Origin of the sequence: Flagellimonas sp. 389 (assembly GCF_018449435.1) — a bacterium.
In the GTDB taxonomy this organism is placed as follows: Bacteria; Bacteroidota; Bacteroidia; order Flavobacteriales; family Flavobacteriaceae; genus Flagellimonas.
Genome location: NZ_JAHCMU010000002.1, coordinates 192,251 through 217,095, shown reverse-complemented (window position 1 = coordinate 217,095; position 24,845 = coordinate 192,251). Strand labels below are relative to the sequence as shown.

Annotated in this window: 21 protein-coding genes; 14 read left to right on the top strand and 7 right to left on the bottom strand. The window is 39.2% G+C overall.

Annotated features, from left to right (window positions below; translation table 11 throughout):
• The first annotated feature begins 72 nt into the window (after window positions 1-72).
• The 3 genes from KIM67_RS02665 (at window position 73) to KIM67_RS02655 (ending at window position 4,848) form a co-directional block, all read left to right on the top strand.
• Entirely contained in the window at window positions 73-1,350 is a 1,278-nt protein-coding gene (locus KIM67_RS02665; protein ID WP_213829818.1) for a POTRA domain-containing protein, read from the top strand.
• A 357-nt stretch (window positions 1,351-1,707) separates the two neighbouring features.
• On the top strand, window positions 1,708-3,042 hold the full coding sequence (locus KIM67_RS02660; RefSeq protein WP_213829817.1) for a BspA family leucine-rich repeat surface protein: 1,335 nt from the start codon (window positions 1,708-1,710) through the stop codon (window positions 3,040-3,042).
• Between the two features lie 390 nt (window positions 3,043-3,432).
• A complete protein-coding gene (locus tag KIM67_RS02655) occupies window positions 3,433-4,848 on the top strand; it encodes a BspA family leucine-rich repeat surface protein (protein ID WP_213829816.1) in 1,416 nt (471 codons plus the stop codon).
• 223 nt (window positions 4,849-5,071) lie between these two features.
• Here KIM67_RS02655 and KIM67_RS02650 read toward each other — a convergent pair whose 3' ends face one another.
• From KIM67_RS02650 to KIM67_RS02640, 3 genes are all read right to left on the bottom strand, one after another.
• Window positions 5,072-5,998, bottom strand: a complete 927-nt coding sequence (locus tag KIM67_RS02650) for an SPFH domain-containing protein (protein ID WP_213829815.1) — start codon at window positions 5,996-5,998, stop codon at window positions 5,072-5,074.
• Window positions 5,999-6,227: 229 nt separating this feature from the next.
• Entirely contained in the window at window positions 6,228-7,760 is a 1,533-nt protein-coding gene (gene gltX / locus KIM67_RS02645) for a glutamate--tRNA ligase (RefSeq protein WP_213829814.1), read from the bottom strand.
• 54 nt (window positions 7,761-7,814) lie between these two features.
• Window positions 7,815-8,864: an alkane 1-monooxygenase gene (locus KIM67_RS02640; protein ID WP_213829813.1), complete on the bottom strand. Its 1,050-nt coding sequence runs from the start codon at window positions 8,862-8,864 to the stop codon at window positions 7,815-7,817.
• Window positions 8,865-8,938: 74 nt separating this feature from the next.
• On the opposite strand from KIM67_RS02640, the gene KIM67_RS02635 reads away from it, so the two are divergent.
• The 8 genes from KIM67_RS02635 (at window position 8,939) to KIM67_RS02600 (ending at window position 17,913) form a co-directional block, all read left to right on the top strand.
• Window positions 8,939-12,382: a DUF4175 family protein gene (locus KIM67_RS02635; protein ID WP_213829812.1), complete on the top strand. Its 3,444-nt coding sequence runs from the start codon at window positions 8,939-8,941 to the stop codon at window positions 12,380-12,382.
• A complete protein-coding gene (gene ybeY, locus KIM67_RS02630; RefSeq protein WP_213829811.1) occupies window positions 12,375-12,794 on the top strand; it encodes an rRNA maturation RNase YbeY in 420 nt (139 codons plus the stop codon). Before KIM67_RS02635 ends, ybeY begins: the two co-directional genes overlap by 8 nt.
• A gap of 2 nt (window positions 12,795-12,796) precedes the next feature.
• Window positions 12,797-14,665 (top strand): tRNA uridine-5-carboxymethylaminomethyl(34) synthesis enzyme MnmG, encoded by a 1,869-nt coding sequence (mnmG, locus tag KIM67_RS02625; protein WP_213829810.1) that lies wholly within the window; start codon window positions 12,797-12,799, stop codon window positions 14,663-14,665.
• Entirely contained in the window at window positions 14,662-15,138 is a 477-nt protein-coding gene (locus tag KIM67_RS02620; protein WP_213829809.1) for a hypothetical protein, read from the top strand. Before mnmG ends, KIM67_RS02620 begins: the two co-directional genes overlap by 4 nt.
• A gap of 97 nt (window positions 15,139-15,235) precedes the next feature.
• On the top strand, window positions 15,236-15,751 hold the full coding sequence (locus KIM67_RS02615; RefSeq protein ID WP_213829808.1) for a hypothetical protein: 516 nt from the start codon (window positions 15,236-15,238) through the stop codon (window positions 15,749-15,751).
• Window positions 15,752-15,812: 61 nt separating this feature from the next.
• Entirely contained in the window at window positions 15,813-16,358 is a 546-nt protein-coding gene (locus KIM67_RS02610; RefSeq protein WP_213829807.1) for a hypothetical protein, read from the top strand.
• Window positions 16,336-17,166, top strand: coding sequence for a class I SAM-dependent methyltransferase (locus tag KIM67_RS02605; protein WP_213829806.1), 831 nt, complete (start codon window positions 16,336-16,338; stop codon window positions 17,164-17,166). Before KIM67_RS02610 ends, KIM67_RS02605 begins: the two co-directional genes overlap by 23 nt.
• A 240-nt stretch (window positions 17,167-17,406) precedes the next feature.
• Complete coding sequence (locus tag KIM67_RS02600; RefSeq protein WP_213829805.1) at window positions 17,407-17,913, top strand: OmpH family outer membrane protein; 507 nt, start codon at window positions 17,407-17,409, stop codon at window positions 17,911-17,913.
• Window positions 17,914-17,923: 10 nt separating this feature from the next.
• On the opposite strand, the gene KIM67_RS02595 is transcribed toward KIM67_RS02600, so the two are convergent.
• The 3 genes from KIM67_RS02595 to KIM67_RS02585 form a co-directional block, all read right to left on the bottom strand.
• Window positions 17,924-18,499: a DUF5946 family protein gene (locus tag KIM67_RS02595; RefSeq protein ID WP_213829804.1), complete on the bottom strand. Its 576-nt coding sequence runs from the start codon at window positions 18,497-18,499 to the stop codon at window positions 17,924-17,926.
• Window positions 18,500-18,589: 90 nt separating this feature from the next.
• Window positions 18,590-18,988 (bottom strand): DoxX family protein, encoded by a 399-nt coding sequence (locus tag KIM67_RS02590; RefSeq protein ID WP_213829803.1) that lies wholly within the window; start codon window positions 18,986-18,988, stop codon window positions 18,590-18,592.
• A gap of 13 nt (window positions 18,989-19,001) precedes the next feature.
• A complete protein-coding gene (locus KIM67_RS02585; RefSeq protein ID WP_213829802.1) occupies window positions 19,002-20,153 on the bottom strand; it encodes a DNA polymerase III subunit delta' in 1,152 nt (383 codons plus the stop codon).
• Between the two features lie 261 nt (window positions 20,154-20,414).
• Between KIM67_RS02585 and pgk the strand changes: the two genes are divergently transcribed.
• The 3 genes from pgk to KIM67_RS02570 all read left to right on the top strand — a co-directional run bounded on the left by pgk (window position 20,415) and on the right by KIM67_RS02570 (window position 24,383).
• Window positions 20,415-21,605, top strand: a complete 1,191-nt coding sequence (gene pgk, locus KIM67_RS02580) for a phosphoglycerate kinase (protein ID WP_213829801.1) — start codon at window positions 20,415-20,417, stop codon at window positions 21,603-21,605.
• 123 nt (window positions 21,606-21,728) lie between these two features.
• Window positions 21,729-23,372 carry a lytic transglycosylase domain-containing protein gene (locus KIM67_RS02575; protein WP_213829800.1) on the top strand — a complete coding sequence of 548 codons (1,644 nt, stop codon included), beginning with the start codon at window positions 21,729-21,731 and terminating at the stop codon, window positions 23,370-23,372.
• Window positions 23,373-23,384: 12 nt separating this feature from the next.
• Window positions 23,385-24,383, top strand: a complete 999-nt coding sequence (locus KIM67_RS02570; RefSeq protein WP_213829799.1) for a DUF4837 family protein — start codon at window positions 23,385-23,387, stop codon at window positions 24,381-24,383.
• A gap of 77 nt (window positions 24,384-24,460) precedes the next feature.
• Here the strand turns inward: KIM67_RS02570 and KIM67_RS02565 are convergent, their stop codons facing one another.
• Window positions 24,461-24,631 carry a DUF6747 family protein gene (locus KIM67_RS02565; RefSeq protein WP_163417134.1) on the bottom strand — a complete coding sequence of 57 codons (171 nt, stop codon included), beginning with the start codon at window positions 24,629-24,631 and terminating at the stop codon, window positions 24,461-24,463.
• Window positions 24,632-24,845 lie beyond the last annotated feature (214 nt).

Genomic DNA, 24,845 nt, shown 5'->3' with positions numbered 1-24,845 from the left:
TAAACGTAAAAATCGATTTTTACTGTAGGGTTTACGATAGTTTTTCGTCTGATATTGAAAAATTTGCATTCAGTGAAAAAGTTACTGCTACCCTGTCTTCTATTTTGTTGCCTATTTGGATTTTCACAAGAACAAAAAATAACCAAGCTGGAATTTGAAGGTCTAAAACGTACCAAAGAGTCTTTTTTAAGAAGGTTGGTAAAAGTTAGGGCAAATACAGTTTATGATTCCGTTTTGGTAAAGCAAGATATTGAGCGGTTAAAACGATTGCCCGGAATAGCGAACGCAAAAGATAGCGTTTATACTCTAGGCAATGAAAAAACATTGGTCTATCGAATAGAGGAAAATTTTACCATAATTCCGGGCTTACGGATTGCAACGGCGAACAATGGTGAATTTGCCTATAGAATCTCAGCATTTGAGTTCAATTTATTTGGGAACAATCAGCTTCTAGGAGGCTTTTACGAGCGCAATGTCTTCGATTCTTACGGTGTTTTCTGGGAGCATCCTTTTCTGTTCAGTGATAAATGGGGCATTGGATTCAGTTATCAGGACAACACAACACAGGAGCCCGTATTTTTTGAGGAAGGGATAAAAGATTATCGTTTCAATGCAAGAAGTGCAGAAGGAAATCTATTGTTCTTCTTCGATTTTAAGAATGAAGCAGAGCTTGGGGTTTCGTTTGTTAAAGAAAGCTATGACTTTTTTGGGGATGAACCTTTGCTGGGGAGACCTCTTTCTCTAGAGGCAGATAAATTGATATACAGAGGGCAATACCGTTATGTGGATTTGGACATAGATTATCAATATGTGGATGGTACGATCAATGAATTCACAACACAGTATATCAGTTTCCTAAACGGAGATGAGCCGGGAACAGAATTTTTAGGGGATTTTGTCTCTTTTAGGAATGATTTGATTCACTACAGAAAACTGGGAACCAAAGGAAATTGGGCAAGTAGATTGCGTTTTGCCGCCGCTTTTGGGAACGAAGATTCCCCCTTTGCACCATTTACCCTGGACAACCAATTGAATATACGAGGTGTTGGCAATACAGTGGACAGAGGAACAGCTGCCTTGGTGCTGAATACGGAATACAGGCATACGTTCTATGAAAAAGGATGGTTTGCCATACAGGGAAATGCTTTTATAGACGCAGGATCTTGGCGAGAACCTGGAGAGAACTTCGGGCAGTTGTTCGATGGAACATCTACGCGTTTATATTCGGGTGTGGGGTTTCGATTGATTCACAAACGGATTTTCAATGCGGTATTCCGGTTGGATTATGGTTTTGGTATTTCCAATGAATCCACAAATGGGATTGTCTTTGGCATAGGGCAATACTTCTAGATACCTGTTCAACCTAATTAGGGATATTCAGGAATAGGTTAAGTCCTTACAACACCAATAGATCTGCATTCCTTGTTCCTGAAATTCCCTATTTGGCGAAAAACGCAAAATGGCTTTGTTCCTTTGATCTTAGACTAACCCCTAACACCCAAACCCCAACCCCTAAATAGCCTAATGGAGCTATTATGGAAGATCTTGGTCCGGTCCATCTGTATCGCTTTTTTTAGGACGGTTCCAAAAAATCCGTCAACCCAGAATGGCCATCCATCAAACGAATGGGGGCATCCGTTCATTTAACAGTTTGACCATCACCAAGAAATCCCAACTTGTACAAGTTCAATTTAAAATTCAATAAAGATGAAAAAGAACATGTACTTATTTTTTAGCCTTTCTCTTTTTATATTCTCCTGCGGCAAAGATGATTCGCCCAAGGTACCAGAGGAAGAGAACAGGGCCCCGATCATAGCGGAACAGTCCTTTACCGTTGCCGAGGATATCACCGATGCCCAGGCCATTGGAACGGTAACCGCGAGCGACCCGGACGGGGACAGCCTTACGTTTTCCATAGAATCCGATGATGACGGACTTTTTGACATTACCGAGGCCGGTGTACTTAGTTTAACTACCGGAAAATCCCTGGATTTTGAGACCAAAACGGCACATACCCTTTTTGTGAGCGCTTATGATGGCGTAGAGGAAACAAATGCGAAAGTTACGGTCACTGTCCAAGATGTGAACGACACTTTTGTCACCACCTGGAAGACCGTTACGGATGGGGAAAGCATAACGATAGGCTTAGTAGAAGGCTTTGCATACAATTTTACGATCGATTGGGGAGATGGCACCATTGAGAATATTACCAAAGATGAGAATATAGAACATTCGTACGCAACGGCAGGGGATCATGTTGTGGCGATCCAGGGAAATTTTCCCGGTATAGAAATGATAGCGCTTTCAAGTGCGCCCAAGCTTATGAGCTTGGACCAATGGGGCAATAACAAATGGGAGTACATGTTAACGGCATTTGCGGGCTGTGAGAACATGGTCTACAAAGCGACCGATGTGCCCGACCTGTCACAGGTCTCTTCCCTTAATAGCATGTTCTATGGTGCGAAACAATTTAACGGGGATATCGGCGATTGGGACGTAAGTACTATTGGGGATATGAGTGGCATGTTCCAAAACGCTTCTTCCTTTAACGGTGATATTGGTGGATGGAACACGGAAAACGTCACCGACATGTTCAGCATGTTCTATGGTGCTTCTTCCTTTAACAGTGATATTGGTGGGTGGAACACGGAAAACGTCACTAGCATGTCCAGCATGTTCTTCGATGCTTCTTCCTTTAACGGTGATATTGGTGGGTGGAACACGGAAAACGTCACCTCCATGAGCGGAATGTTTAGTGGGGCCTCTTCCTTCGATCAAGATTTGGGGGATTGGAACATTGGCAGCATAACCAATATGGAGAGCATGTTCGATAACAGCGGAATGTCAGAAGAAAGCATAAATGCCACCTTGGTCGATTGGTCCAGTTTTGTAGAAAATAATGACAAACCAAAAGATATAAAATGTGGTATGGTAGGTATGGTGGCTTGTTCTAATATTTTTGCAGTTGGTGAAGCCATTGATTTTCTCGAAGCTGGTAATGGCTGGGAATTGGACGGATTAGCTACCAATGGATGCCAGTAAAGCCTGATCGCTGAGATCTTATAGAACCGCCCTTAAATTTTTTAAGGGCGGTTTTATATACCATTTCTGATGTGAAAATGCTCAAATAAAAAAGCGTAAAGTGATACTCCATGTCACATTGAGCTTGTCGAAATGCTTGATAACCATGTAATAGATATACGGTTTCGACAGGCCCAACCTGACATCCCAACACCTAAAATAGCCTAATGGAGCTATTATGGAAGATCTTGGTCCGGTCCAACTGTATAGCTTTTTTTAGGACGGTTCCATAAAAATCCGTCAACCCAGAATGGCCATCCATCAAACGAATGGGGGCATCCGTTCATTTAACGGCTTAACCATCGCCAAGAAATCCCAACTTGTACAAGTTCAATTTAAAATTCAATAAAGATGAAAAAGAACATGTACTTATTTTTTAGCCTTTCTCTTTTTATGTTCTCCTGCGGCAAAGATGATTCGCCCAAGGTACCAGAGGAAGAGAACAAGGCCCCGGTCATAGCGGAACAGTCCTTTACCGTTGCCGAGGATATCACCGATGCCCAGGCCATTGGAACGGTAACCGCGAGTGACCCGGACGGGGACAGCCTTACATTTTCCATAGAATCCGATGATGACGGGCTTTTTGACATTACCGAGGCCGGTGTACTTAGTTTAACTACCGGAAAATCCCTGGATTTTGAGACCAAAACGGCACATACCCTTTTTGTGAGCGCTTATGATGGCGTAGAGGAAACAAATGCGAAAGTTACGGTCACTGTCCAAGATGTGAACGACACTTTTGTCACCACCTGGAAGACCGTTACGGATGGGGAAAGTATAGAGATAGGCTTAGTAGAAGGTTTGGCATATGATTTTATGATCGATTGGGGAGATGGCACCATTGAGAATATTACCAAAGATGAGAATATAGAACATTCGTATGCAACGGCAGGGGATCATGTTGTGGCGATCCAGGGAAATTTTCCCGGTATGATAATGTCTCTTCTCGCAAGTGCGCCTAAACTTATGAGTATAGACCAATGGGGCAATAACAAATGGGAGAGCTTGGAAAGTGCTTTTGCGAGTTGCGAGAATATGGTCTATAAAGCGACCGATGTGCCCGACCTGTCACAGCTCTCTTCCCTTGCAGGTATGTTCACAAGTGCCAAACAATTTAACGGGGATATCGGCAATTGGGATGTAGGCAATATTACGGATATGAAATCTATGTTTCTTGGCGCATCGTCCTTCAATGGTGATATTAGTAATTGGAATACGGAAAACGTCACCAACATGCCTTTTATGTTCAATGGTGCATCCTCGTTCAATCAGGATATTGGTGATTGGAATACGGAAAACGTCACCAGCATGTCTGGAATGTTTGGAGGGGCAATTTTGTTCAACCAAGATATAAGTATGTGGAATGTGTCGAGCGTTACACAGATGGGTTCCATGTTCTTTGGGGCATCCTCGTTCAATCAGGATATTGGTGGATGGAATACAGAAAAAGTCATCTTCATGTCTGGAATGTTCTCTGGGGCTTCCGTGTTCAACCAGGATATAGGGGGTTGGGACATTGGCAACATAACCAACATGGAGAACATGTTCGATAACAGTGGAATGGACATAATAAGGATGAACAACACAGTGATCGATTGGTCCAATTTTGTAGAAAATAATGACGGACCATTTGGAATTAATTGTGGTATGGAGGGTATGATTGCCTGTTTTGAAATTAATGAAGTTTTTAATGCAATTGCTTATCTCGAGAGTGAAGGTGTTGATTGGGAGCTGGAAGGATTATCTCCTGTTGGTAATTGCCAGTAAAGTCTGGTCGGTAAGATCTTATAAAACCGCCCTTAAAAATTTTTAAGAGCGGTTTTTTTGTGCCTTTTCTGATGTAAAAATGCCCAAATAAAAAGCAGGGATTATTTGTTTGGGCGAAAAAGAACGTAAAAACAATACTCCATGTCACATTGAGCTTGTCGAAATGCTTGATAACCGTGTAATAGATATACGGTTTCGACAGGCCCAACCTGACAACTAAGACCTATTTCTTGTCCTTTTCCACATTTGTTTTTTTCATGGATTCCCCTATCATATTGCTCGCCGTAAAGGAAGCAACCATGTTGTTCAGCATATCGCTGCCCGCTTGTGGAGAATTTGGAAGCAAGATCAGGTTGGTGTTGGTTTCCTCTCCAATGGATTGCAGCGTATCGTAATGTTGTGTCACTACAATAAGGGCAGAAGCCTCTTGCGAATTGATGCCCACTTTGTTCAAGACCTCAACGGACTCTTCCAAGCCCCTTGCAATTTCCCTACGCTGGTCCGCAATACCTTGTCCTTGTAACCGCTTGCTTTCCGCTTCGGCCTTTGCTTTTTCTACGATAAGGATTCTAGCGGCATCCCCTTCAAACTGTGCTGCAATTTTTTCACGTTCCGATGCATTGATTCGGTTCATGGCCTCTTTTACTTGGGCATCTGGGTCAATATCGGTAACCAGGGTTTTTATAATATCATAGCCATATTCCGACATGTATTCCTGAAGCTCACGTTTTACTGCAATGGCGATATCATCCTTTTTCACAAAAACATCATCCAATTTCATTTTTGGGACTTCGGCGCGTACCACATCAAAAACAAAGGAAGTGATTTGATCATGTGGGTATTCCAACTTGTAAAAGGCGTCGTAGACTTTTTCACGGATGACCACAAATTGCACGGAAACCTTGATTTTCACGAATACATCGTCCAAGGTTTTGGTTTCTATCATAACATCCAACTGTTGGATTTTTAGGGTCAGTCGACCTGCAATACGATCTACCAATGGAATTTTCATTTGCAAGCCAGATTGTCGAATGCCATGAAAACGCCCAAAACGCTCAATGGCAACGGCAGTTTGTTGCTTCACAATAAAGAAGGATGAAAAAAGAATGACAAGACCAAAAAGAATGATCGGTATTAGGAAAAAGTTCATAGTATAAGAATTTTAAGTTACCAGGTTAAATTACAAAAAGACTGTATGAGATAAGTAGGTTTTAAGAAGGAATTGTTACATGTGTTTTAGGAATTGGGGGTTAGTTGATAGGAAATAGGAGTTTTCTTATCTTGTGTTTATACAGAATTGGTCTTAACAGTTTAACAAAATAAAGAAAGGTTATATTCCAATGACATTGAATGCCTTTCAAACACCTAGATTCACATTGCTAACTTAAAACCTCCAACGCCTTCTTAATCCTAGCAACACTTTCTTCTTTCCCCAACAAAGCCAAAATATCAAAAATATGGGGGCCTTTCATGTCACCAACAATGATAAGGCGTAGGGGGCCCATCACTTTTCCAAAGGAAAGCTCGTTGTCGGTAATCCAGGATTTTACATTGGTTTCAATGGTTGCAGAATTGAAATCTTCAGTAGTTTTTACAATATCCAATACGTGTAGCATCAATTCTGGTGTACCCTCTTTCCATTGTTTTTTAACTGCTTTTTCATTGTAGGAAGTGGGTGCTTCGAAAAAGTAACTGCCCAATTCCCAGAAATCAGTGACAAAATTGGCGCGTTCTTTTGTTAGGGAGACTACTTTTTCAAGATAGTCAGCACTCCGAGCTTCGCGAGGAACCTCTTTGCTGATTAACATCGAACCAAATAAGCTGGCCAATTCAGCATCACTTTTCTGCTGAAGATATTGGTGATTATACCACTTGGTCTTGTCAGGATCGAAACGCGCACCTGATTTATTTACACGCTCCAAAGTAAAGACCTCTACAAGTTCTTCTAGGCTGAACAGTTCTTGTTCCGTACCTGGATTCCATCCCAATAAGGCCAAAAAGTTGACAACAGCTTCTGGAAAAAACCCAGCCTCACGATATCCTTCCGATTCGTTCCACGATAACGGAAAAACAGGAAAACCTCCTTTTTCACCATCGCGTTTGCTCAGTTTTCCTTTGCCAACAGGCTTCATGATAAGCGGAAGATGTGCAAACTCGGGAGCTTTCCATCCAAATGCATCGTAGAGCAATTGATGCAACGCCAAAGAGGGCAACCACTCTTCACCACGGATTACATGGCTTATTTCCATTAAGTGGTCGTCCACAATATTGGCCAGATGATAGGTAGGCATTCCGTCACTTTTGAACAAAACCTTATCATCTAAAACATTGGTATCTATTTTTATTTCACCGCGAATGATGTCGTGCAACAACAATTCCTCATCTTGGGGCGATTTAAAACGAATTACATAATCCTCACCAGCATCCAGTTTTCGTTTTACTTCTTCTGAAGTTAAGGAAAGTGAATTGGAAAGTTTTAAACGGTTATGCCAATTATAGATAAAGGTCTTGCCTTTGGCCTCATGGTCTTTTCGATGAAAACCCAATTTTTCAGCAGTATCAAAAGCATAATACGCATGACCTTTTTCAATAAGTTCCATGGCGTAGGCCTCGTACAAGTGCTTACGCTCACTCTGACGATAAGGTCCAAAGCCCCCATCTTTTGATAATGTACCAGAAGAAGTCGAAGTAGGTCCTTCATCAAAAGGAATTCCACACCAGTTCAATGCTTCTACAATATATTCTTCCGCACCTTCTACGTAGCGGTTCTGGTCGGTATCCTCAATCCGTAGTATAAAATCACCACCATGTTTTTTTGCAAACAAATAATTGAACAACGCAGTGCGAACACCTCCTATATGCAATGGCCCTGTTGGACTTGGGGCAAAACGAACCCGAACTTTCTGACTCATGGGATATTAAATTGAGCCGCAAAGATACGGTGCATTAAAACGGTAAAAAAGAGTTTAGGAATACGTCTTTTTCATTTCGGTTGGAATCCTAGGGTTCATAATGCTGAACCACAAAGGAGGCAAAAATGACAACACCATGGAAGTGGGGTAGCCATAAGGCATTTGGGGCGAGATATCATGATAATCCAACAACTGGTATTTTTTGGATGATTTGTAATGGTGGTCGCTGTGCCTTGTGAGTTCGTAAAGCACAATTCTTCCAATGACATGGTTGCTATTCCAAGAATGGCTTTCGCGAACACGTTCGTACCTTCCAGATGGTAGTTTCTTTCTGATCAAACCATAGTGCTCAATATAGTTTACGGTTTCCAATAGCAGAAATCCAACGATTCCAGTTGCCAGAGCAAAGAACAATCCATTCAAATCGAACAGATAGAGAACAAGCCCTAAATAGGCGATTTGAAATAGCGTATACCAAAGCATGTCATTTTTCAAACTAAAAAAAGACCGCTTTTCATTTTTAAGCAATTTAGATTGAAGCTTCCATGCACTAAAATACTGGCGAATCGTAGAACTGAACCAAAAGGAATAGAGGCTTTGATTGTATTTAGCCGTAGCAGGATCTTCCTTTGTGGCCGCATTGGCATGGTGTCCAAAATTGTGTTCAATATAAAAGTGCATATAGAAGGATGGCAACAGTAAAAGCTTTCCCAAATAACGCTCAAAGCTTGCCTGTCTGTGACCGAGTTCATGTGCCACATTAATACCATTGACACCAAAGACGATTCCCACGGAAAACACTAATCCTATAATTTCATATAGTGCGTAGGTCGTTGTGGAAAGGCCCCAAAGGGTATAGCTCAGAAAACCAAAAACGATGGGAATGTTCAAATAGAGCAGCCAATCGAAGAACTTGCTCTTTTTCTTTTCAAAACGCTCCTCTTCGGATAAGTTGGTGGAGTCTTGTGGAAGCAACACTTCCAAAAACGGAATAATAGCAAAAGCATAGAAAGGCGTGAAGAAACTCCAATACCCTTTAAAATAAATACTGATGACGGCAGAAAGCGGAATCGTCATAGCGGCTAGGTATTTAAAATCTTTCATATGAACGGTTTTAACAAAAAATTTTCAGCGCAATCCCTTGGTATCAGGTATCTTGGTAATAAATATAACGGATTTTGAACAGTTATCATAAGATACTCGAGAAGCTAAATCGTTTTATAAAGAAGTATTATACCAAGCAATTGATCAAAGGAGGACTCCTTTTTGTAACGCTAGGCCTGCTTTTTTGGATGGCGATTCTGTCCTTGGAATATGTATTATGGCTCAGTCAGGAATGGCGGCTTGCCCTGTTCTCGGTATTTGTTCTAGTGGAGTTGTTCTTGTTGTATCGGTTTATTTTGATGCCATTGTTCTACTTGTTCCAAATTAAAAATGGAATTTCCAACAAGGAAGCTTCCCGTCTTATCGGCAAACATTTTCCACAAGTAGATGATAAGCTTTATAATTTATTGGAACTATCGGAAAACCAGACAGCGTCAGAACTATTGCTTGCAAGTATTGAGCAGAAAGCTGAAAGTCTTGGCGTGGTTCCCTTCACTGAAGCTATCAATTTTAAGGAAAGCTATAAATACGCAAAATATGTAGTTATTCCCTTGTTGCTCCTTGGCTTTATTTGGTTGTCGGGCAATATTGCTTCGTTTTTCAATTCCCATAAAAGAATAGTCAATTATGATTTGGCGTTTGAGCAACCAGCTCCATTTAAGTTTCAAGTATTGAACGATAAGCTGGAGGTTTTGGACAACGAACCTTTAGTCGTTACCGTTTCGGTTGTAGGCGATGTTAAGCCAGAGAATGTATATATGGTCGTGAATGGAGAGGAATTACTTTTAAAGCGATCACAAGGAATATATACGCAGACATTTGAAGCACCCGTGGAAGAAAGCAGTTTTTATTTAACCGCCAATGGGTGGGATTCGAAAAGCTATACCATTAAAAGCTATAAGACCCCAGTTTTGGTAGATTTTAAAATGAAGCTTGATTTCCCGAATTATCTGGGAAGGAAAAATGAAGAAATTACAGGAACAGGAAACGCCGTTGTTCCCGAAGGGACAAAAATATCTTGGCAAATAGAAGGAGATAACGTAGCGAATATATCCATGGTTACTTTGGATACGGTTCAGCTTTTTCGAAAGGAGGGAAATAGCTTTACATACAAGAACAATATCTATAAAAATCTGGCTTACGAACTCAAGACATCAAATGCGCATGTGCGGGATTTTGAGAAGTTGGCCTATACCCTGGACGTAATCAAGGACCAAAGTCCCACTGTTAAAGTAGAACAGATTTTAGATTCTATTAATCCCAATCAATCCTTTTTCACGGGACAGGCCGCGGATGATTATGGCCTTAACCAAATAAGGGTCGTATGTTATTCGTCAGATGACCAAGAAAATGTGCAACGGGTGTTGCTTGAATCGCCCAATACAAACGTTCATCAGTTCTATTACACCTTTCCTTCGGGATTGGATTTGCAGGAAGGGAAGAACTATAAACTATTTTTCGAAATTGTTGATAATGACGGAATTAGAGGAGGAAAAGTAATTAAAAGTCAAGTGTTTGACGCTACATTATTGAATGATAATGAACTGAAAAGCAAGGAGTTAGAGTTTCAGAATACTGTGATGGACAGGATGGGAGAGACTTTGGACAACTATAGGAAGCAGCAAGAAACATTGTCCAAAATCAATACCAAACAGAAAGAAGAAAAGAACCTGAATTTTGAGGATAAGAACCAGATAAAGGATTTTTTACAAAAGCAGGAAGAACAGGAAATGCTGATGGAAAAATTCAGTAAACAACTTAACGAGAGCTTGAGCAAGGATGATGAAAACAGCGAGATGAAGAAAATGCTTCAGGAGCGGTTGGAACGTCAAGAACAAGAGGCGAAGAAAAATGAGAAGCTGCTTGAGGAATTAAACAAGCTTGCAGATAAGATAAACAAAGAGGAGCTTAAAAAGAAGCTTGACGAGTTGGGCAAAAGCCAAAGTAAAGGTGCTCGTAACCTAGAGCAGATTCTTGAGCTCACTAAACGGTATTATGTTACGGAAAAAATGGCTCAATTATCAAGAGAGTTGGATGAGCTTTCCAAAGAGCAGGAGCAATTGTCCGAAACAGACGGAAAAGCAAACGATAATCAGGAAAAATTGAATGAAGAATTCAATAAGCTTTCGGATGAGTTGGATGAGTTAAAAAATGACAATGATGATTTAAAAAAGCCGATGCAAGTTGGTGTGTCAAAAAAGGAACAAGATGCTATAAAGAAAGATCAGAAGGATGCTTTGGAGGAGCTAAATAACAATGAGGGAGAGAATTCCGAGCAATCAGATTCGAAAAATTCTAATTCAAAACAAAAAGCATCTCAAAAACAGAAATCAGCTTCTCAGAAAATGAAGGAAATGAGCAAATCTTTACAGCAGAGCAGTATGGGAGGCGGAGGTTCTTCAATAACCGAAGATGCGGAAATGTTACGTCAGATTCTGGACAATTTGATTACATTTTCCTTTAAACAGGAAAAGCTATTTGAAGGAACAGAGAACGCTAACTTGGATGTTTCGCAGTTTTCAAAATCGGTAAGGGACCAAAAGGAATTAAGACGATTGTTCGAACACGTAGATGACAGTCTTTTTGCATTGTCGCTACGGAGGGCCGAGCTATCTGAATTTGTGAACGAACAGATTACGGAAGTGTACTATAATATTGATAAATCCTTGGAGAGTATAGCGGAGAGTCAAGTATATCAAAGTGCTTCATACCAACAATATGTTATCAATGCTACGAATAAGTTAGCGGACTTTCTAGCGAATATTTTGGACAATATGCAGCAAAGCATGCAATCAGGTCAGGGAAACGGACAGGGTTCCGATTTTCAGTTGCCTGATATTATTGAGGGGCAAGAGAGTATTCAAGAAAAGATGGGAAATTCTGGCAAGCAGAGTGGAAAGGGTCAACAAGGTGAGCAGGGAGAGCAGCAAGATGGAGAAAATGGAAAAGGTGAAGATGGCGAAGGAGAACAAGAAGGAAAAGGAAAAGGGAAACAGGGGCAAGCAGAGGGTCAAGGCAAAGATGGAAACGGGGAAGGTGAAGGCAAGGCAGAAGGTAAAGAAGGTAAAAATGGAACAGGCGGCTCTAACGGGACAGACGAAATGGGCCTAAGCGAAATTTATGAAATCTATAAGGAGCAGCAATTTTTGCGACAACAATTGGAAAAGCAGCTAGAGGACTTAATCAATAATTCGGATAAAAATCTAGCGAGAAAGTTGATTCAACAAATGGAGGATTTTGAGAATGATCTGTTGGAAAATGGAATTACCCAACGAACCCAGAACAAAGTGAATACAATTCAGCATGAATTATTGAAGCTAAAGAACGCGACCTTAAAACAAGGAAAGAAGAACGAGCGCGAGAGTAGCAGGGTCAAAAGGAACTTTACCAATCCTATCATTACAAAACCTGAACTGCTAAAGGATTATCAGAACGACATTGAAATATTAAATAGACAAGCATTACCTTTGCGCCAAAATTACGAAGAGAAGGTAAAGAGGTATTTCAATAATGATTGACTTCCATTTTAAGTCGGATTTAATTTTAGAAGATAAAGAGAAATATTCCGATTGGATAACTAGAGTAATTCAAAGTGAGCATTATAGTTTAGGGGATATTGATTACATCTTTTGTGACGATGATTATCTTTTAGAAATCAACAGGGAATATTTACAACACAACACACTTACAGATATTATCACTTTTGATTATTCAGAAGGCAAATGTATTTCTGGCGATATTTTTATCTCTACGGAGAGGGTTGCTGATAATGCGGGTTTGTATGGAGTCGATTTTAATGTCGAATTATTAAGAGTAATGTGTCACGGTATTTTGCACTTGGTTGGCTATGGTGACAAGTCTGAAAACGGGAAACTGCAGATGAGGTTAAAGGAAGAGGAAAAGATAAAAATGTTCCACGTGGAACCTTAGTTATGTTTGAGAAAGATTATGATGTAATAGTTGTTGGCGGCGGTCATGCAGGAGCAGAAGCCGCAGCAGCGTCCGCAAATATGGGCTCCAAAACGTTGTTGGTCACCATGAACCTTCAAAATATTGGACAGATGTCATGCAACCCAGCTATGGGCGGAATCGCCAAAGGGCAGATAGTGCGTGAAATCGATGCACTTGGAGGTTATAGCGGCATTGTTACTGATAAATCGGCAATCCAGTTTAAGATGCTGAATAAATCCAAAGGTCCTGCCATGTGGAGTCCGCGTGCTCAGAACGACAGAATGCGCTTCGCGGAAGAGTGGAGGTTGGCTTTGGAGAATACGCCAAATGTAGATTTTTATCAGGAAATGGTTTCCGGTTTGTTGGTTGAAGGTGATACCATTGTTGGCGTAAGAACATCTTTGGGAATTGACATTAGGGCCAAAGCGGTTGTTTTAACGAACGGAACTTTTTTAAACGGACTCATTCATATAGGTGAAAAACAGTTTGGAGGAGGCAGGGCCGGTGAAAAGGCAGCGACGGGAATCACAGAGCAGTTAGTGGATTTTGGTTTTGATAGTGGAAGAATGAAAACTGGAACGCCACCACGAGTTGATGGTCGTTCTTTGGATTATGATAAAATGATTCCCCAACCAGGGGATGAAAATCCAGAGAAGTTTTCTTATTTGAATACGGACATTCTAAAAACACAGCGCGATTGTCACATGACCCATACAAGTGCTTTGGTTCATGATTTGTTGCGTGAAGGCTTTGACCGTTCTCCAATGTTCAACGGTCGGATTAAAAGTATAGGGCCGCGATATTGTCCTTCAATAGAGGATAAAATAAACCGTTTCTCAGATAAGGACTCCCATCAAATATTTGTGGAACCAGAAGGATGGCATACTGTGGAAGTTTATGTAAATGGATTCTCAACTTCACTTCCGGAAGATATTCAGTACAACGCATTAAAATCTGTAAAGGGTTTTGAAAAGGTTAAGTTTTTTAGACCTGGTTATGCTATAGAATACGACTACTTTCCACCTACACAACTAAAACATACACTAGAAACTAAACTCTTAAACAATTTATATTTTGCAGGCCAGATAAATGGTACTACGGGATATGAAGAGGCTGCCTCTCAAGGGTTGATGGCGGGAATAAATGCGCATCTAAAAATCAACGAGAGAGAACCTTTTATCCTAAAAAGAGATGAAGCATATATAGGTGTCTTGGTCGACGATTTGATTACCAAGGGTACAGAAGAACCGTACCGAATGTTTACTTCAAGGGCTGAGTATAGAACGCTGCTAAGACAAGACAATGCCGATTTAAGGCTGACACCAAAAAGCTTTGATATAGGCTTGGCCAGTAAAGAACGTTTAAAAAAAATGGAGGACAAGCATCATAAGTCCAACAGCTTTGTACATTTTTTTAGAAAAACGAGCTTTACCCCAGAAGAGATCAACCCTATTTTGGAATCTGTTTCTTCTTCACCAGTACGCCAATCCGATAAGCTTTTTAAAGTTTTTTCCAGACCAAAAGTGACTATGGAGCATATGCTTCAGCTAGAATCTGTCTCATCGTTTGTTAACGAACACGAATTTAATTCCGAAGTACTGGAGCAAGCAGAGATTCAAGTCAAATATTCTGGATATATAGCCAAAGAAAAGAATAATGCGGACAAACTGCACCGTCTTGAAAATGTAAAAATCCCAGATAATTTTGATTACTCAAAGCTAAAGTCATTGTCTTATGAGGCCAGGGAAAAGCTCGAAGCCATAAGACCGGTCACTATTTCACAAGCTTCAAGAATAAGCGGGGTTTCTCCCTCAGACGTTAGTGTGTTGTTAGTGTTTTTGGGAAGATGAAGCAATCAATTTCTTTTAAACAGCAGAAACCGAGCACGGTTATTATTTTAGGGGTTTTCACGCTAGCCTTGACATTGTTTTTGATTTATGAAGGAGCTGCCAAGTTGGATCAAATACTAATAATGGCAATTATTGGAACAGTGCTATTGGCATATTCAACTTCATATCGACTTGATGATGATTTTAAGATTTTCAAACATTTCAAATTATTTGGAATATCACTTTTCAAGCATAAAGAATTTTCTTTTTCTCCAGATTATATAAGTGTTTTCCCTGCGCTATTTAAAAAAAATGCTGAATGGGGCCCTATCGCTGCTCTTGGAAAAACTACGGAAAACAAGAGCTATATTATCCGATTGTTCAATGAAAGCGGACACTTAACTGTTTTTAAATCAAATTCGTTTCAAACGATTTCTGATAAAGCCAAACGACTTGGTATAATGCTTAATGTTGAAGTAAAAATCAGAGAATAGATTTTGTTCCACGTGGAACAAAATCTATTCTCTTTGCCTTAAATTTTGGTTTGGTTTAGTTTTTGATTCCATCTTCTTATCAAAAACAACCTTAACGATGTATAAAATAACCGTACCATTTCTATTGATTTTAGTAGTATGTTCCTGTACTCCTTTCCAAACGGCCCCAACAATAGATGATTATCAAATTACCAAAGGAGCACAATTAAAAGAAGGCCTTCCCGAAAAGAACTTATTTGTGTTCGAAGACCCAAAAGACGCAAATGAGTTTTATAACTATATCAACACAAAATTTAATTTAGAAAACTATTATGTAGATGTAGAAGTGCCTTTTAATCTTGATGGGAGAAACTACTTTTTGTCGTTTTACGAGGTAGAAATGCTAGATAGAACAGTGGATACTTTTGGTACTGTTTTAGGAATTATAGCTGGTGAAGAACTAGAAGAAGAACCAGAGGAGTTTAAACATTATATCGCCATCGAAGTTTTTAGTTCCATCGAGAATGACTGTTTAAAGGAAACATATCCATCAAGGGAAAGTATAGTAACGCACCTTAATATTTTAAAAAATGAATATTTAAACGGAAGAAACTGGAACAGACTGGTACGATGAAATAATTGGCAACAACCAATGGCTTGATTTTTGATGGTTTTATTTCATCAATCCAATGCCAATGAAGAAAATAATAGTCCTGTTACTTTCCGTTATTGTTTTGACCTCATGCATTCCAATTAGAATTGCTCCAAATATCAAAGACCACAAAGTAACAAAAGGCAAACGATTCAAAAAGGGTTTGCCCAAAAAGACCATGTTTATTTTTGAAGACCCTAAGAATGAAGATGAGTTCTATAATTACGTCAATACTAAATTTCAGCTTCAAGATTATTATGTAGATGTGGAAGTTCCATTTGAGCTTGAAAATGAAAAATACTATTTCTCTTTTTATGAAGTGGAAATTCCAACAAAAACAATTAATCTTATCCCTTTGTTTATTGATGGTGTTTTAAGTCAGACAACCGATATGGACCCATTTTTGGAAGATGCACATGCATCAAGAATTGGAAATTGGTACATTGCCATTGAAGTTTTTAACAATAAAGAAAAGGATTGCCTTCATGAAGATTCCGAATCTAGAACCAAGGTTTTGCCGTATCTTGGACAACTGAAAAAAGAGTACTTGAATACGGTCAACTACAATGAAGTTGTTTTTAAAAACTAAAGACTTTTCTGTTTCTGGAGAATCCTTTGAGCTACGTCGAGATGAAGAATTTGACATGCTCATTACACATCCCCAACCTGAGAATTTAGCTAAATACTACGATAGCGAGGTCTATATTTCACATACAGACGCTAAAATATCCTTGGTCGATAGATTGTACCAGTGGATTAAGGGCTATAGCCTCAAAAAAAAGATTCAAATAATTGATAATCAGATAGATAAAAGAAGTTCGCTGCTTGATATTGGAGCTGGAACGGGTGATTTTTTAAAGAGTGCGATTTCAAAAGGATTTAAGGCAGCGGGAATCGAGCCAAATGAAAAAGCGAGAACAAATGCAGAGCAGAAGGGAATCACACTTCATCAAGATTTGGCAGATGTAAAAGAACATAAATTTCAAGTGATCACCATGTGGCATGTGTTGGAACACTTGCCAAATCTGCAAGAACAAATAAAACAAATAGCAAAACTACTTGAACCTAATGGAAAGCTGTTCATTGCGGTTCCAAATTATAAATCGTTCGACGCAAAATATTATAGAACCCATTGGGCAGCTTTTGATGTGCCTCGGCATTTATGGCACTTTTCAAGACTATCTATCCAAAGGCTTTTTGAAAAAGAGAACATGGAGGTTGTTTCCATAAAACCAATGTTGTTCGATTCTTTTTATGTTTCACTACTTTCCGAAAAGTACAAGGGCAATCCGTTTTATTTGATCAGTGCTTTTTTCATTGGATTGTGGTCGAATATCAGTGCTTTTTTTTCAAAAGAGCATTCTTCTCTAATTTACATCATAAAAAAGAAGGATTAGTTGTTTTCAAAGCTTTTGAGCGCCATTCTTTAGTCCAGTCTTGCAATACCGTTTCGAATAAAGGAAATGCTTTCTAAGGCATGTTTCTGAAGGCCACTAAGAATAAGAAACTCTGATGGGATTATAGCTTTAAAATAGAAATCTCTTATACTTTAAAGGACAGCAACATAGATTCATAAAAATAAGATAACAGTCATTCAAAAAGCTTTTCTATTTTTGCGCATCATTAAAAAAATAAAAATGAAAAAAATTATAGTATTTGTGATTGCTCTAACCGCTGTTGCGTGTCAACAAAACAAAATAGGTTACGTTGACAATGTAAAGCTCATGGACGGCTATCAAGAAAAAATAGATGTTGAGGCAAAGTTCAAAACTAAAGTAGATGCTTTGACCAAGAAAAGAGATAGTATTTCACAAGCATTTCAAATAGAGCTTCAAGCATTTCAGGCTAAAGCACAAAAAATGTCCCAAAAAAATGCACAGGAAGAATATGGCGTCCTACAACAAAAGGGACAGTTCGTGGGCCAACAATTGCAACAAGAAGAACAATTACTACAACAGAGCAGCCAAACGGAAATGGATTCTTTGGTAGGCAAAGTAAAGGACGAAATCAAAGCTTATGGTAAAGCTAATGGCTATACTTATATTCTAGGTGGTGGCGATGGAGGAGCGGTATTGTATGGAGAAGATGCCCAAAACCTAACGGAAGCAGTATTGAAAATCTTGAACGACAAGTACAAAAAGTAGGAGTATCTAATTAATGCTCATCCTGTATAAAACCTCCATTTTTATGGAGGTTTTTGTTTTTATCCATAAACCTCTTAGCGATTACATCTACAATTTGATGATATGCATTCCATACTTGATAGACATCCCTTCCCCAGGTTTTAATGCTTTTTTTGCACGATATTTCATCCACAGTATTGTTTTTAACATCAAGTACGGTACTTTTTCCTCTTTGCAGTAACGAAGGGGCAATCAGGACTTCATTAGGGTTTTTGGTTTTATAAACTTTTAGGCAGTCGCTAAGCAATGCGGAAAGATTGTAATCCCAGAAAACGCCATATTCAAAAATTAAATGTTGTCTGGTCAAATGAAAATGATTGTTCCATCGTCCATGAATCTCTGAATGCTGAAGCGTGTGGGCATCAACAGCCAGAAAACGGTAAAAATGATTTTCTTTTTTAGAATAATCTATCATTGAAAATCCAAGATTGAAAATCTCGACGCACTCATGTACACCCTTAGCGGTCTTCGCCCCACAAAATTGACAGGAACCCTCACTGTCTAGTGTAACCCCGTTCTTTTCGGCAAAGGAGATATAATCTTGCATTTTTTGATGACTGAATTCCCGAATAAAGAATGTAAAAACAAACCTTCCCTAAAAATAATAATGTGAAATGATAGATTTTCCCAAGGTAACTTACTGATGCAATAAATAAACCAGAAACATGGTAGGTACAAAGTAAATGACGATGGTCTTAGCTCCCTCATAATCTTTTGCAACACGCTGCCCAAACAATAACATTAAAAGGGTTATCGCCGAAAGAATTGAACCATAAAAACCAGGAACACTCTCACCAGAAGTAATAAATTGGACGACTCCTACTACTGATAAAACACCAGAAACCAACTCCAACAACAAAATAATGCCCAAAAGCAACGGAACAGAGTTCTTTAAAAAAGTCTTGGAAAAATGACCTGTGAGCCATGACAAATTTCCTTTCCAATCCATAATTTTATCGATACCGCTCTGTAAAAACGTAATCGCTAAAAAAACGAAAAGAAGAATTTGTACAGGGTAACTAAAAATGTTGTCCATAATAGGGTAGTTTTTAAGCCGCTTTGGTATGAAGCAGTCGTGTAAGTTTTATAGAGAGATCAGTAAAAATAATTTTAGAGTTGCCATTGCGTTCTATGTGAAAAATTGCTTTTTCAAGTTCTTTTACAATATTCTGAATATTGTTTTCGTGTACAAATGGGGCGAACTTGCATAGGTCAAAACCTTCTAAATGTATTTTGGCGTATACCAAGCTGTCCACCTTGTAATTTAGTAAGAGCGCTTGGCGCATCATTGTTAGGCAATAACTTAAGAATTGTTTTTGTACTTCTCTTCCCGTTTTGGCGACTTCATCACTCCATAGAATCAATTCTTGTATGGCGCCTTTATTGCCTTTGGCCTTAAATGCACTACGGACCCATTGCACAAACCAGCGCTCAAATACCAAATCTTCAGAATCTTTGTTAAGTAGGTCCAACGCTTTGTTAAAGTTGCCATTAGCTTCTTGGGCGATGGAACGTGCTTCATTTTCGGCGCCCCCACGCTCTATTAATCCTTGGGTTATGGCATCTTCCCCCAAGGGCGGGAAATGTAGAATTTGACAACGCGATTTAATCGTGTTTATGATTTGTTCCTCTTCTTCCGCAATTAAGAGCAAAACAGTTTTATTTGGGGGCTCTTCAATAAGTTTTAAAAGTTTGTTGGAAGCCGAAATATTCATTTTTTCCGCCATCCAAATAAGCAATACCTTATAACCTCCTTCATATGATTTTAAAGAAAGCTTTTTTACAATATCCTGGGCTTCATCAACCCCAATCTGCCCTTGTTTTTTTTCGATTCCAATCAATCTGTACCAATCAAAGAGATTGCCATAGGGTTGTTCTTTTACAAACTGCCGCCAATCTTGCAGATAATGATCGCTCACCGCATGTGACTTCACTTTATCCGAATTGGAAACCGGGAAAGCAAAATGCAGATCAGGATGGCTTAGCGTATTGCATTTGGTATTGCAGACAAGGTTTTCCCCATTGTTTTCCGCGTTTTGGTTGTTGCAAAGTAAATACTGGGCGTAGGCAATGGCCATTGGTAATGTGCCAGACCCTTCAGGACCAATAAATAACTGCGCATGGGCAACCCTACCGGAATTGGCAGTAGCGGCAAGATGGTTTTTGATATGTCCAAGCCCTAAAACATCTTTAAAAAGCATGTTTCAAAGATACATTTTTTAGGTTCTGAAAAGTTGAGCTGTGTTTTTAAGTGGATATCCTCAGAGCAAACCCATAAGACATTAAAACTCCAAGCACCAAATCACTAAATAATTCGTGCAAATTTGTGTAATTCGTGTCCTTCAATCCCAATAAAAAGGATGGGGTAAGCTTTGGGAAATTAAACCTTAAAAATATGACAAGTGTTGCCCCTACAAAAAGAAGGAAATCTTTACTTTTGAACGTACCTAAAATAGATATACATGAAGACCATAGACGATTATAACTTTAAAGGAAAAAAAGCATTGATCCGTGTAGACTTTAATGTGCCTTTAAACGATGATTTCAATGTAACCGATACCAGCAGGATCGAAGCAGCAAAACCTAGCATTTTAAAAGTTTTGGAAGACGGGGGATCTGCTGTTTTAATGAGTCATTTGGGAAGACCAAAAGGCCAAGTGAATCCAGACATGTCATTATCCCATATTTGTGAGAAGGTATCGGAAATTATTGGAGTTCAAGTAAAGTTTGTGGATGATTGTATTGGGGATGCCGCTACAAAAGCCGTATCAGAATTAGAGGATGGAGAGGTATTATTGTTGGAAAACCTTCGTTTTTATGCTGAAGAAACCTCTGGAGATGCCGCTTTTTCCGAGAAACTTTCCAAACATGGTGATATTTATGTAAACGATGCCTTTGGAACAGCGCATAGAGCTCACGCCTCCACCACTGTGGTTGCCAATTATTTTGATGGGAACAAATGCTTTGGATATCTTTTGGCAAAAGAAATAAAGGCCATAGAAAAGGTCATGCAGACAGGTGAAAAACCTGTAACCGCTATTTTAGGAGGTGCAAAAGTTTCATCCAAGATTACGATTATTGAGAACATTTTGGACAAGGTCGATAATCTGATTATCGGTGGAGGAATGACCTATACGTTCATAAAAGCGCAGGGTGGTCAAATAGGGGATTCCATTTGCGAAGACGATAAGATGGACCTGGCTATGGACATTTTAAAACAAGCGGAAGAAAAAGGAGTTAAAATTCATTTGCCTGTAGATGTTCTGGCAGCGGATGCATTTGATAATGCAGCAAAGACTCAGTTTGTGAAGGTAGATGAGATTCCTGATGGATGGCAAGGCTTGGATGCAGGGCCAGAAACCTTGGAAATCTTTAAGCAGGCAATCTTAAACTCCAAGACTATACTTTGGAACGGCCCAGTTGGCGTTTTTGAAATGGAAAGCTTTGCAAAGGGAACTATCTCAGTTGGCAACTTTATTGATGAAGCGACCCAAAATGGTGCTTTCTCACTTGTGGGAGGAGGAGATTCCGTTGCTGCTGTTAAACAATTTGGTTTTGAAGATAAGGTAAGTTATGTCTCTACCGGAGGAGGAGCAATGTTAGAAAGTTTAGAAGGAAGAACACTCCCTGGCATAGCTGCAATATTGGACTAATTAGCACGTTATGATTTAATAGGAGAAATCCTAAGAGTGGTATGTTTTGAACTGAAAGCTTTATTATTTCAGAAAAAAACGCCATTTTCGTTTGCCCCAAAAATAAAAAAAGCGTTTTCCAAAATGAATCAAAACTTAAAAACGGTTACAATAGTAGCTCTTCTTCTTTCAATACAATTGCTCGTAGCACAAGTACAAGATTCCATTGGAGTAAAACAAACGGGCAATACAACATTAAAAATAACGAATGCTCAGAGCGATTCTGTTTCTGCAAAGGAGATAGTGCCCTTACAACTAAAAGCAACGGAAAATACAATCGATGGTGAGAAGGGCTTAGTTGAATTAAAAGGGGAAGAAGGATTTAAATTGCAAGATTTAGAAGAAGCCAGAAGATACGACAGTTTGTGGCTAAAGGAGTTGCACAATAGCGCACAATTGTTCAGTGAAATGCTCTTGGAGGTTCAAAACCCAAATAACGAAGAGACTACGTTGTTGGATTTACCAACAGATACTTTAAAAGCACGATTGGCCAGAATCGATGAGAAAACACCTTTTAATATTGCCTACAACCCATCGTTGGAAAGTGTCATAAAATCATTCTTGACAAGGAAAAAGGATTTAATGCAGCGGATGCTAACGGCCAGCCAGTTTTATTTCCCACTTTTTGAACAAGAACTGGACAACCATAATATTCCACTGGAAATAAAATATTTGGCGATAATAGAATCAGCGTTAAACCCACGCGCCAAGTCACGGGTTGGTGCCAAGGGCCTTTGGCAGTTTATGTACAGTACAGGAAAAATGTACAATTTGGATGTTAGCAGTTACGTGGATGAGCGAAACGACCCCATCTTAGCTACCAAGGCGGCCAGTAAATATTTGTCAAAACTACATAACATTTTTAACGATTGGGATTTGGCCCTTGCCGCATATAACTCTGGCCCAGGTAATGTAAACAAGGCAATCAGGCGTTCTGGCGGCTATAAAAATTATTGGAATATCCGTAGAAATCTTCCACGTGAAACAGCAGGATATTTGCCGGCGTTTTTGGCAACGATGTATATTTTCGAATATGCCGAAGAACATGGACTCCAATACAAAAAAGCAGATAGACCTTATTTTGAAACGGACACCGTACATGTAAAAAATTTTATCACTTTTGACCAAATTTCAAAATTAGTGGATATCAGTACGGAAGAGCTGGAAATGCTGAATCCTGCGTATAAGCTTAATATCATCCCAAAAATAGAAGGTAAGACGTACACGCTTCGATTGCCAGTGACCAAAATCGGAAAATTTGTGAGCAATGAAGATGCTATCTATGCCTATGCGAAAAAAGAACTGGATTCTCTGGAGAAACCCCTTCCACAATTGACCGTAGCAAAAAATCAGGTTAGGTATAAGGTTAGAAGTGGGGATTACTTAGGAAAAATTGCAGAGCGGTATGGTGTTGGTGTGAGTCAGATAAAAAGATGGAACGGTTTACGGAGCAATAATTTAAGGGTAGGGCAACGGCTTACTATTTTCCCTAGAAAACCATACGTTGCCAAACAAGTAACGGCCAAAACCAAAACGTCAAAATCAACATCTTCAGTAACGCTAGCAGATGGTTCAAAAGTACATACTGTAAAGGAAGGCGATTCACTCTGGACTATTTCAAGAAAATATCCAGGTATTTCTATTGATAATTTACGAGAATGGAACGGTCTTAGTGGTAACAATCTAAAACCAGGCACAAAACTAAAATTGTGCGATTGTTCTTCGTAAATTTAACACAAGATGAAAAAATCAGGACCACTATTGTTCACCATTTGTATGGTGATGCTATTATCATGTAAAGATACGGGACCAAAGGAGCGATTTCTTCCACCCTCTACAGGGGGGATTAATTCCCTTATGGTCGTAATGGACACTGAACTATGGAAAGGCGGTGTCGGTGACAAGATTAGGGAGCATTTTGCCGCACCTGTACTAGGGTTGCCGCAGGGAGAACCCAAGTTTACCATAACCCATATTCCAACTCAAGTTTTTAAAGGAGCGACCGCATATTCCAGATCGGTACTATATGTAGAACAGGATACACTGTCACTCGCTCATATAAAGTCCGATGTATACGCTAAACCCCAAAGAATAGCAGTGGTCAAAGGTGAAACCTATAATGACCTTGCGGGGAATATTGATGCTTTGGCGGATAAGGCTATAGAAGCCTTTAAAGGAGTGGAAATTTCAGAAGCTCAAAACAGGTTTATGCGCTCTTTGAGCAAGGATGACGCGCTTAACAAGGAATTCAATATAGTTTTAAAAGTACCCTCTTTATATAAAGTAGGGAAGCGTGAAAAAAACTTCATATGGATGGACATACAGATTCCCAAAGGATATATGAATATCATTGCATATGAAATGCCATGGAATGCTTTTGACAACGACTCCACTTTTGTTGATGATATCGTCAAAATGAGGGATTCCATTGGTAGAAAGTATATTCCCGGACCAGATGTGCCAGGAAAGAAAACCTATATGATGACCGAAAAAGCCTTTGCTCCCTATATTGCTCCGGTAGAAATTGGAGGCAAGAAAGCAGCAGAAGTTAGAGGAATTTGGGAAATCAACGGATATCCAATGGCAGGGCCTTTTTTGACCTATATTATCAATGATAAGCAAAACAATAGAAAGCTTGTTTTAGAAGGATTTACATTTGCTCCCTCCGCAGAAAAACGTGATTATATGTTTGAATTGGAGGCCATTTTAAAAACTGTGGAATTTGATCAAGGATCCTAGAGTCAACAACTATTTCTGATAAAACAAAAAGCCCGGTTCGTAAATGAACCGGGCTTTTTGTTGCTGCTAATTGTTTCCTAGTCAAAAGCGAATCCTGTTGCAATCCGGTAGACAAAAGCATAAAGTACGATAAAGAACATGACAAAACTGAACCATGCAAATACCTTAAAATATTTTTTTATTAGAATATGTCCAAGGTTACGGAAACCTTCTAGATATATCTCTTTAACAAGTAGTAAATTTTTCATATGTATGCATTTAAGATTTAAAGACAGGGCAAAGATTAAGTTTTCATTGTGTGGTGAGAAAACTATAAGATGAAAGGCAAAAAAATTGTGATGAAAGCCGACGGCTTTATTGAAAAACCCACGAACCACAGGGTTTTATCGATAAAATACAACTGTTGATTTACAATATGTCGATATAAAATCCGTTTTGCTGCTTTTTAAGCTTATTATATAA

Excerpts from the sequence above, each read along its gene's own strand:
- KIM67_RS02660 (WP_213829817.1), top strand. The coding sequence starts at position 1,708 with ATGAAAAAGAACATGTACTTATTTTTTAGCCTTTCTCTTTTTATATTC.
- KIM67_RS02655 (WP_213829816.1), top strand. The coding sequence starts at position 3,433 with ATGAAAAAGAACATGTACTTATTTTTTAGCCTTTCTCTTTTTATGTTC.
- KIM67_RS02650 (WP_213829815.1), bottom strand. The coding sequence starts at position 5,998 with ATGAACTTTTTCCTAATACCGATCATTCTTTTTGGTCTTGTCATTCTT.
- gltX (WP_213829814.1), bottom strand. The coding sequence starts at position 7,760 with ATGAGTCAGAAAGTTCGGGTTCGTTTTGCCCCAAGTCCAACAGGGCCA.
- KIM67_RS02640 (WP_213829813.1), bottom strand. The coding sequence starts at position 8,864 with ATGAAAGATTTTAAATACCTAGCCGCTATGACGATTCCGCTTTCTGCC.
- ybeY (WP_213829811.1), top strand. The coding sequence starts at position 12,375 with ATGATTGACTTCCATTTTAAGTCGGATTTAATTTTAGAAGATAAAGAG.
- mnmG (WP_213829810.1), top strand. The coding sequence starts at position 12,797 with ATGTTTGAGAAAGATTATGATGTAATAGTTGTTGGCGGCGGTCATGCA.
- KIM67_RS02620 (WP_213829809.1), top strand. The coding sequence starts at position 14,662 with ATGAAGCAATCAATTTCTTTTAAACAGCAGAAACCGAGCACGGTTATT.
- KIM67_RS02615 (WP_213829808.1), top strand. The coding sequence starts at position 15,236 with ATGTATAAAATAACCGTACCATTTCTATTGATTTTAGTAGTATGTTCC.
- KIM67_RS02610 (WP_213829807.1), top strand. The coding sequence starts at position 15,813 with ATGAAGAAAATAATAGTCCTGTTACTTTCCGTTATTGTTTTGACCTCA.
- KIM67_RS02605 (WP_213829806.1), top strand. The coding sequence starts at position 16,336 with ATGAAGTTGTTTTTAAAAACTAAAGACTTTTCTGTTTCTGGAGAATCC.
- KIM67_RS02600 (WP_213829805.1), top strand. The coding sequence starts at position 17,407 with ATGAAAAAAATTATAGTATTTGTGATTGCTCTAACCGCTGTTGCGTGT.
- KIM67_RS02595 (WP_213829804.1), bottom strand. The coding sequence starts at position 18,499 with ATGCAAGATTATATCTCCTTTGCCGAAAAGAACGGGGTTACACTAGAC.
- KIM67_RS02590 (WP_213829803.1), bottom strand. The coding sequence starts at position 18,988 with ATGGACAACATTTTTAGTTACCCTGTACAAATTCTTCTTTTCGTTTTT.
- KIM67_RS02585 (WP_213829802.1), bottom strand. The coding sequence starts at position 20,153 with ATGCTTTTTAAAGATGTTTTAGGGCTTGGACATATCAAAAACCATCTT.
- pgk (WP_213829801.1), top strand. The coding sequence starts at position 20,415 with ATGAAGACCATAGACGATTATAACTTTAAAGGAAAAAAAGCATTGATC.
- KIM67_RS02575 (WP_213829800.1), top strand. The coding sequence starts at position 21,729 with ATGAATCAAAACTTAAAAACGGTTACAATAGTAGCTCTTCTTCTTTCA.
- KIM67_RS02570 (WP_213829799.1), top strand. The coding sequence starts at position 23,385 with ATGAAAAAATCAGGACCACTATTGTTCACCATTTGTATGGTGATGCTA.
- KIM67_RS02565 (WP_163417134.1), bottom strand. The coding sequence starts at position 24,631 with ATGAAAAATTTACTACTTGTTAAAGAGATATATCTAGAAGGTTTCCGT.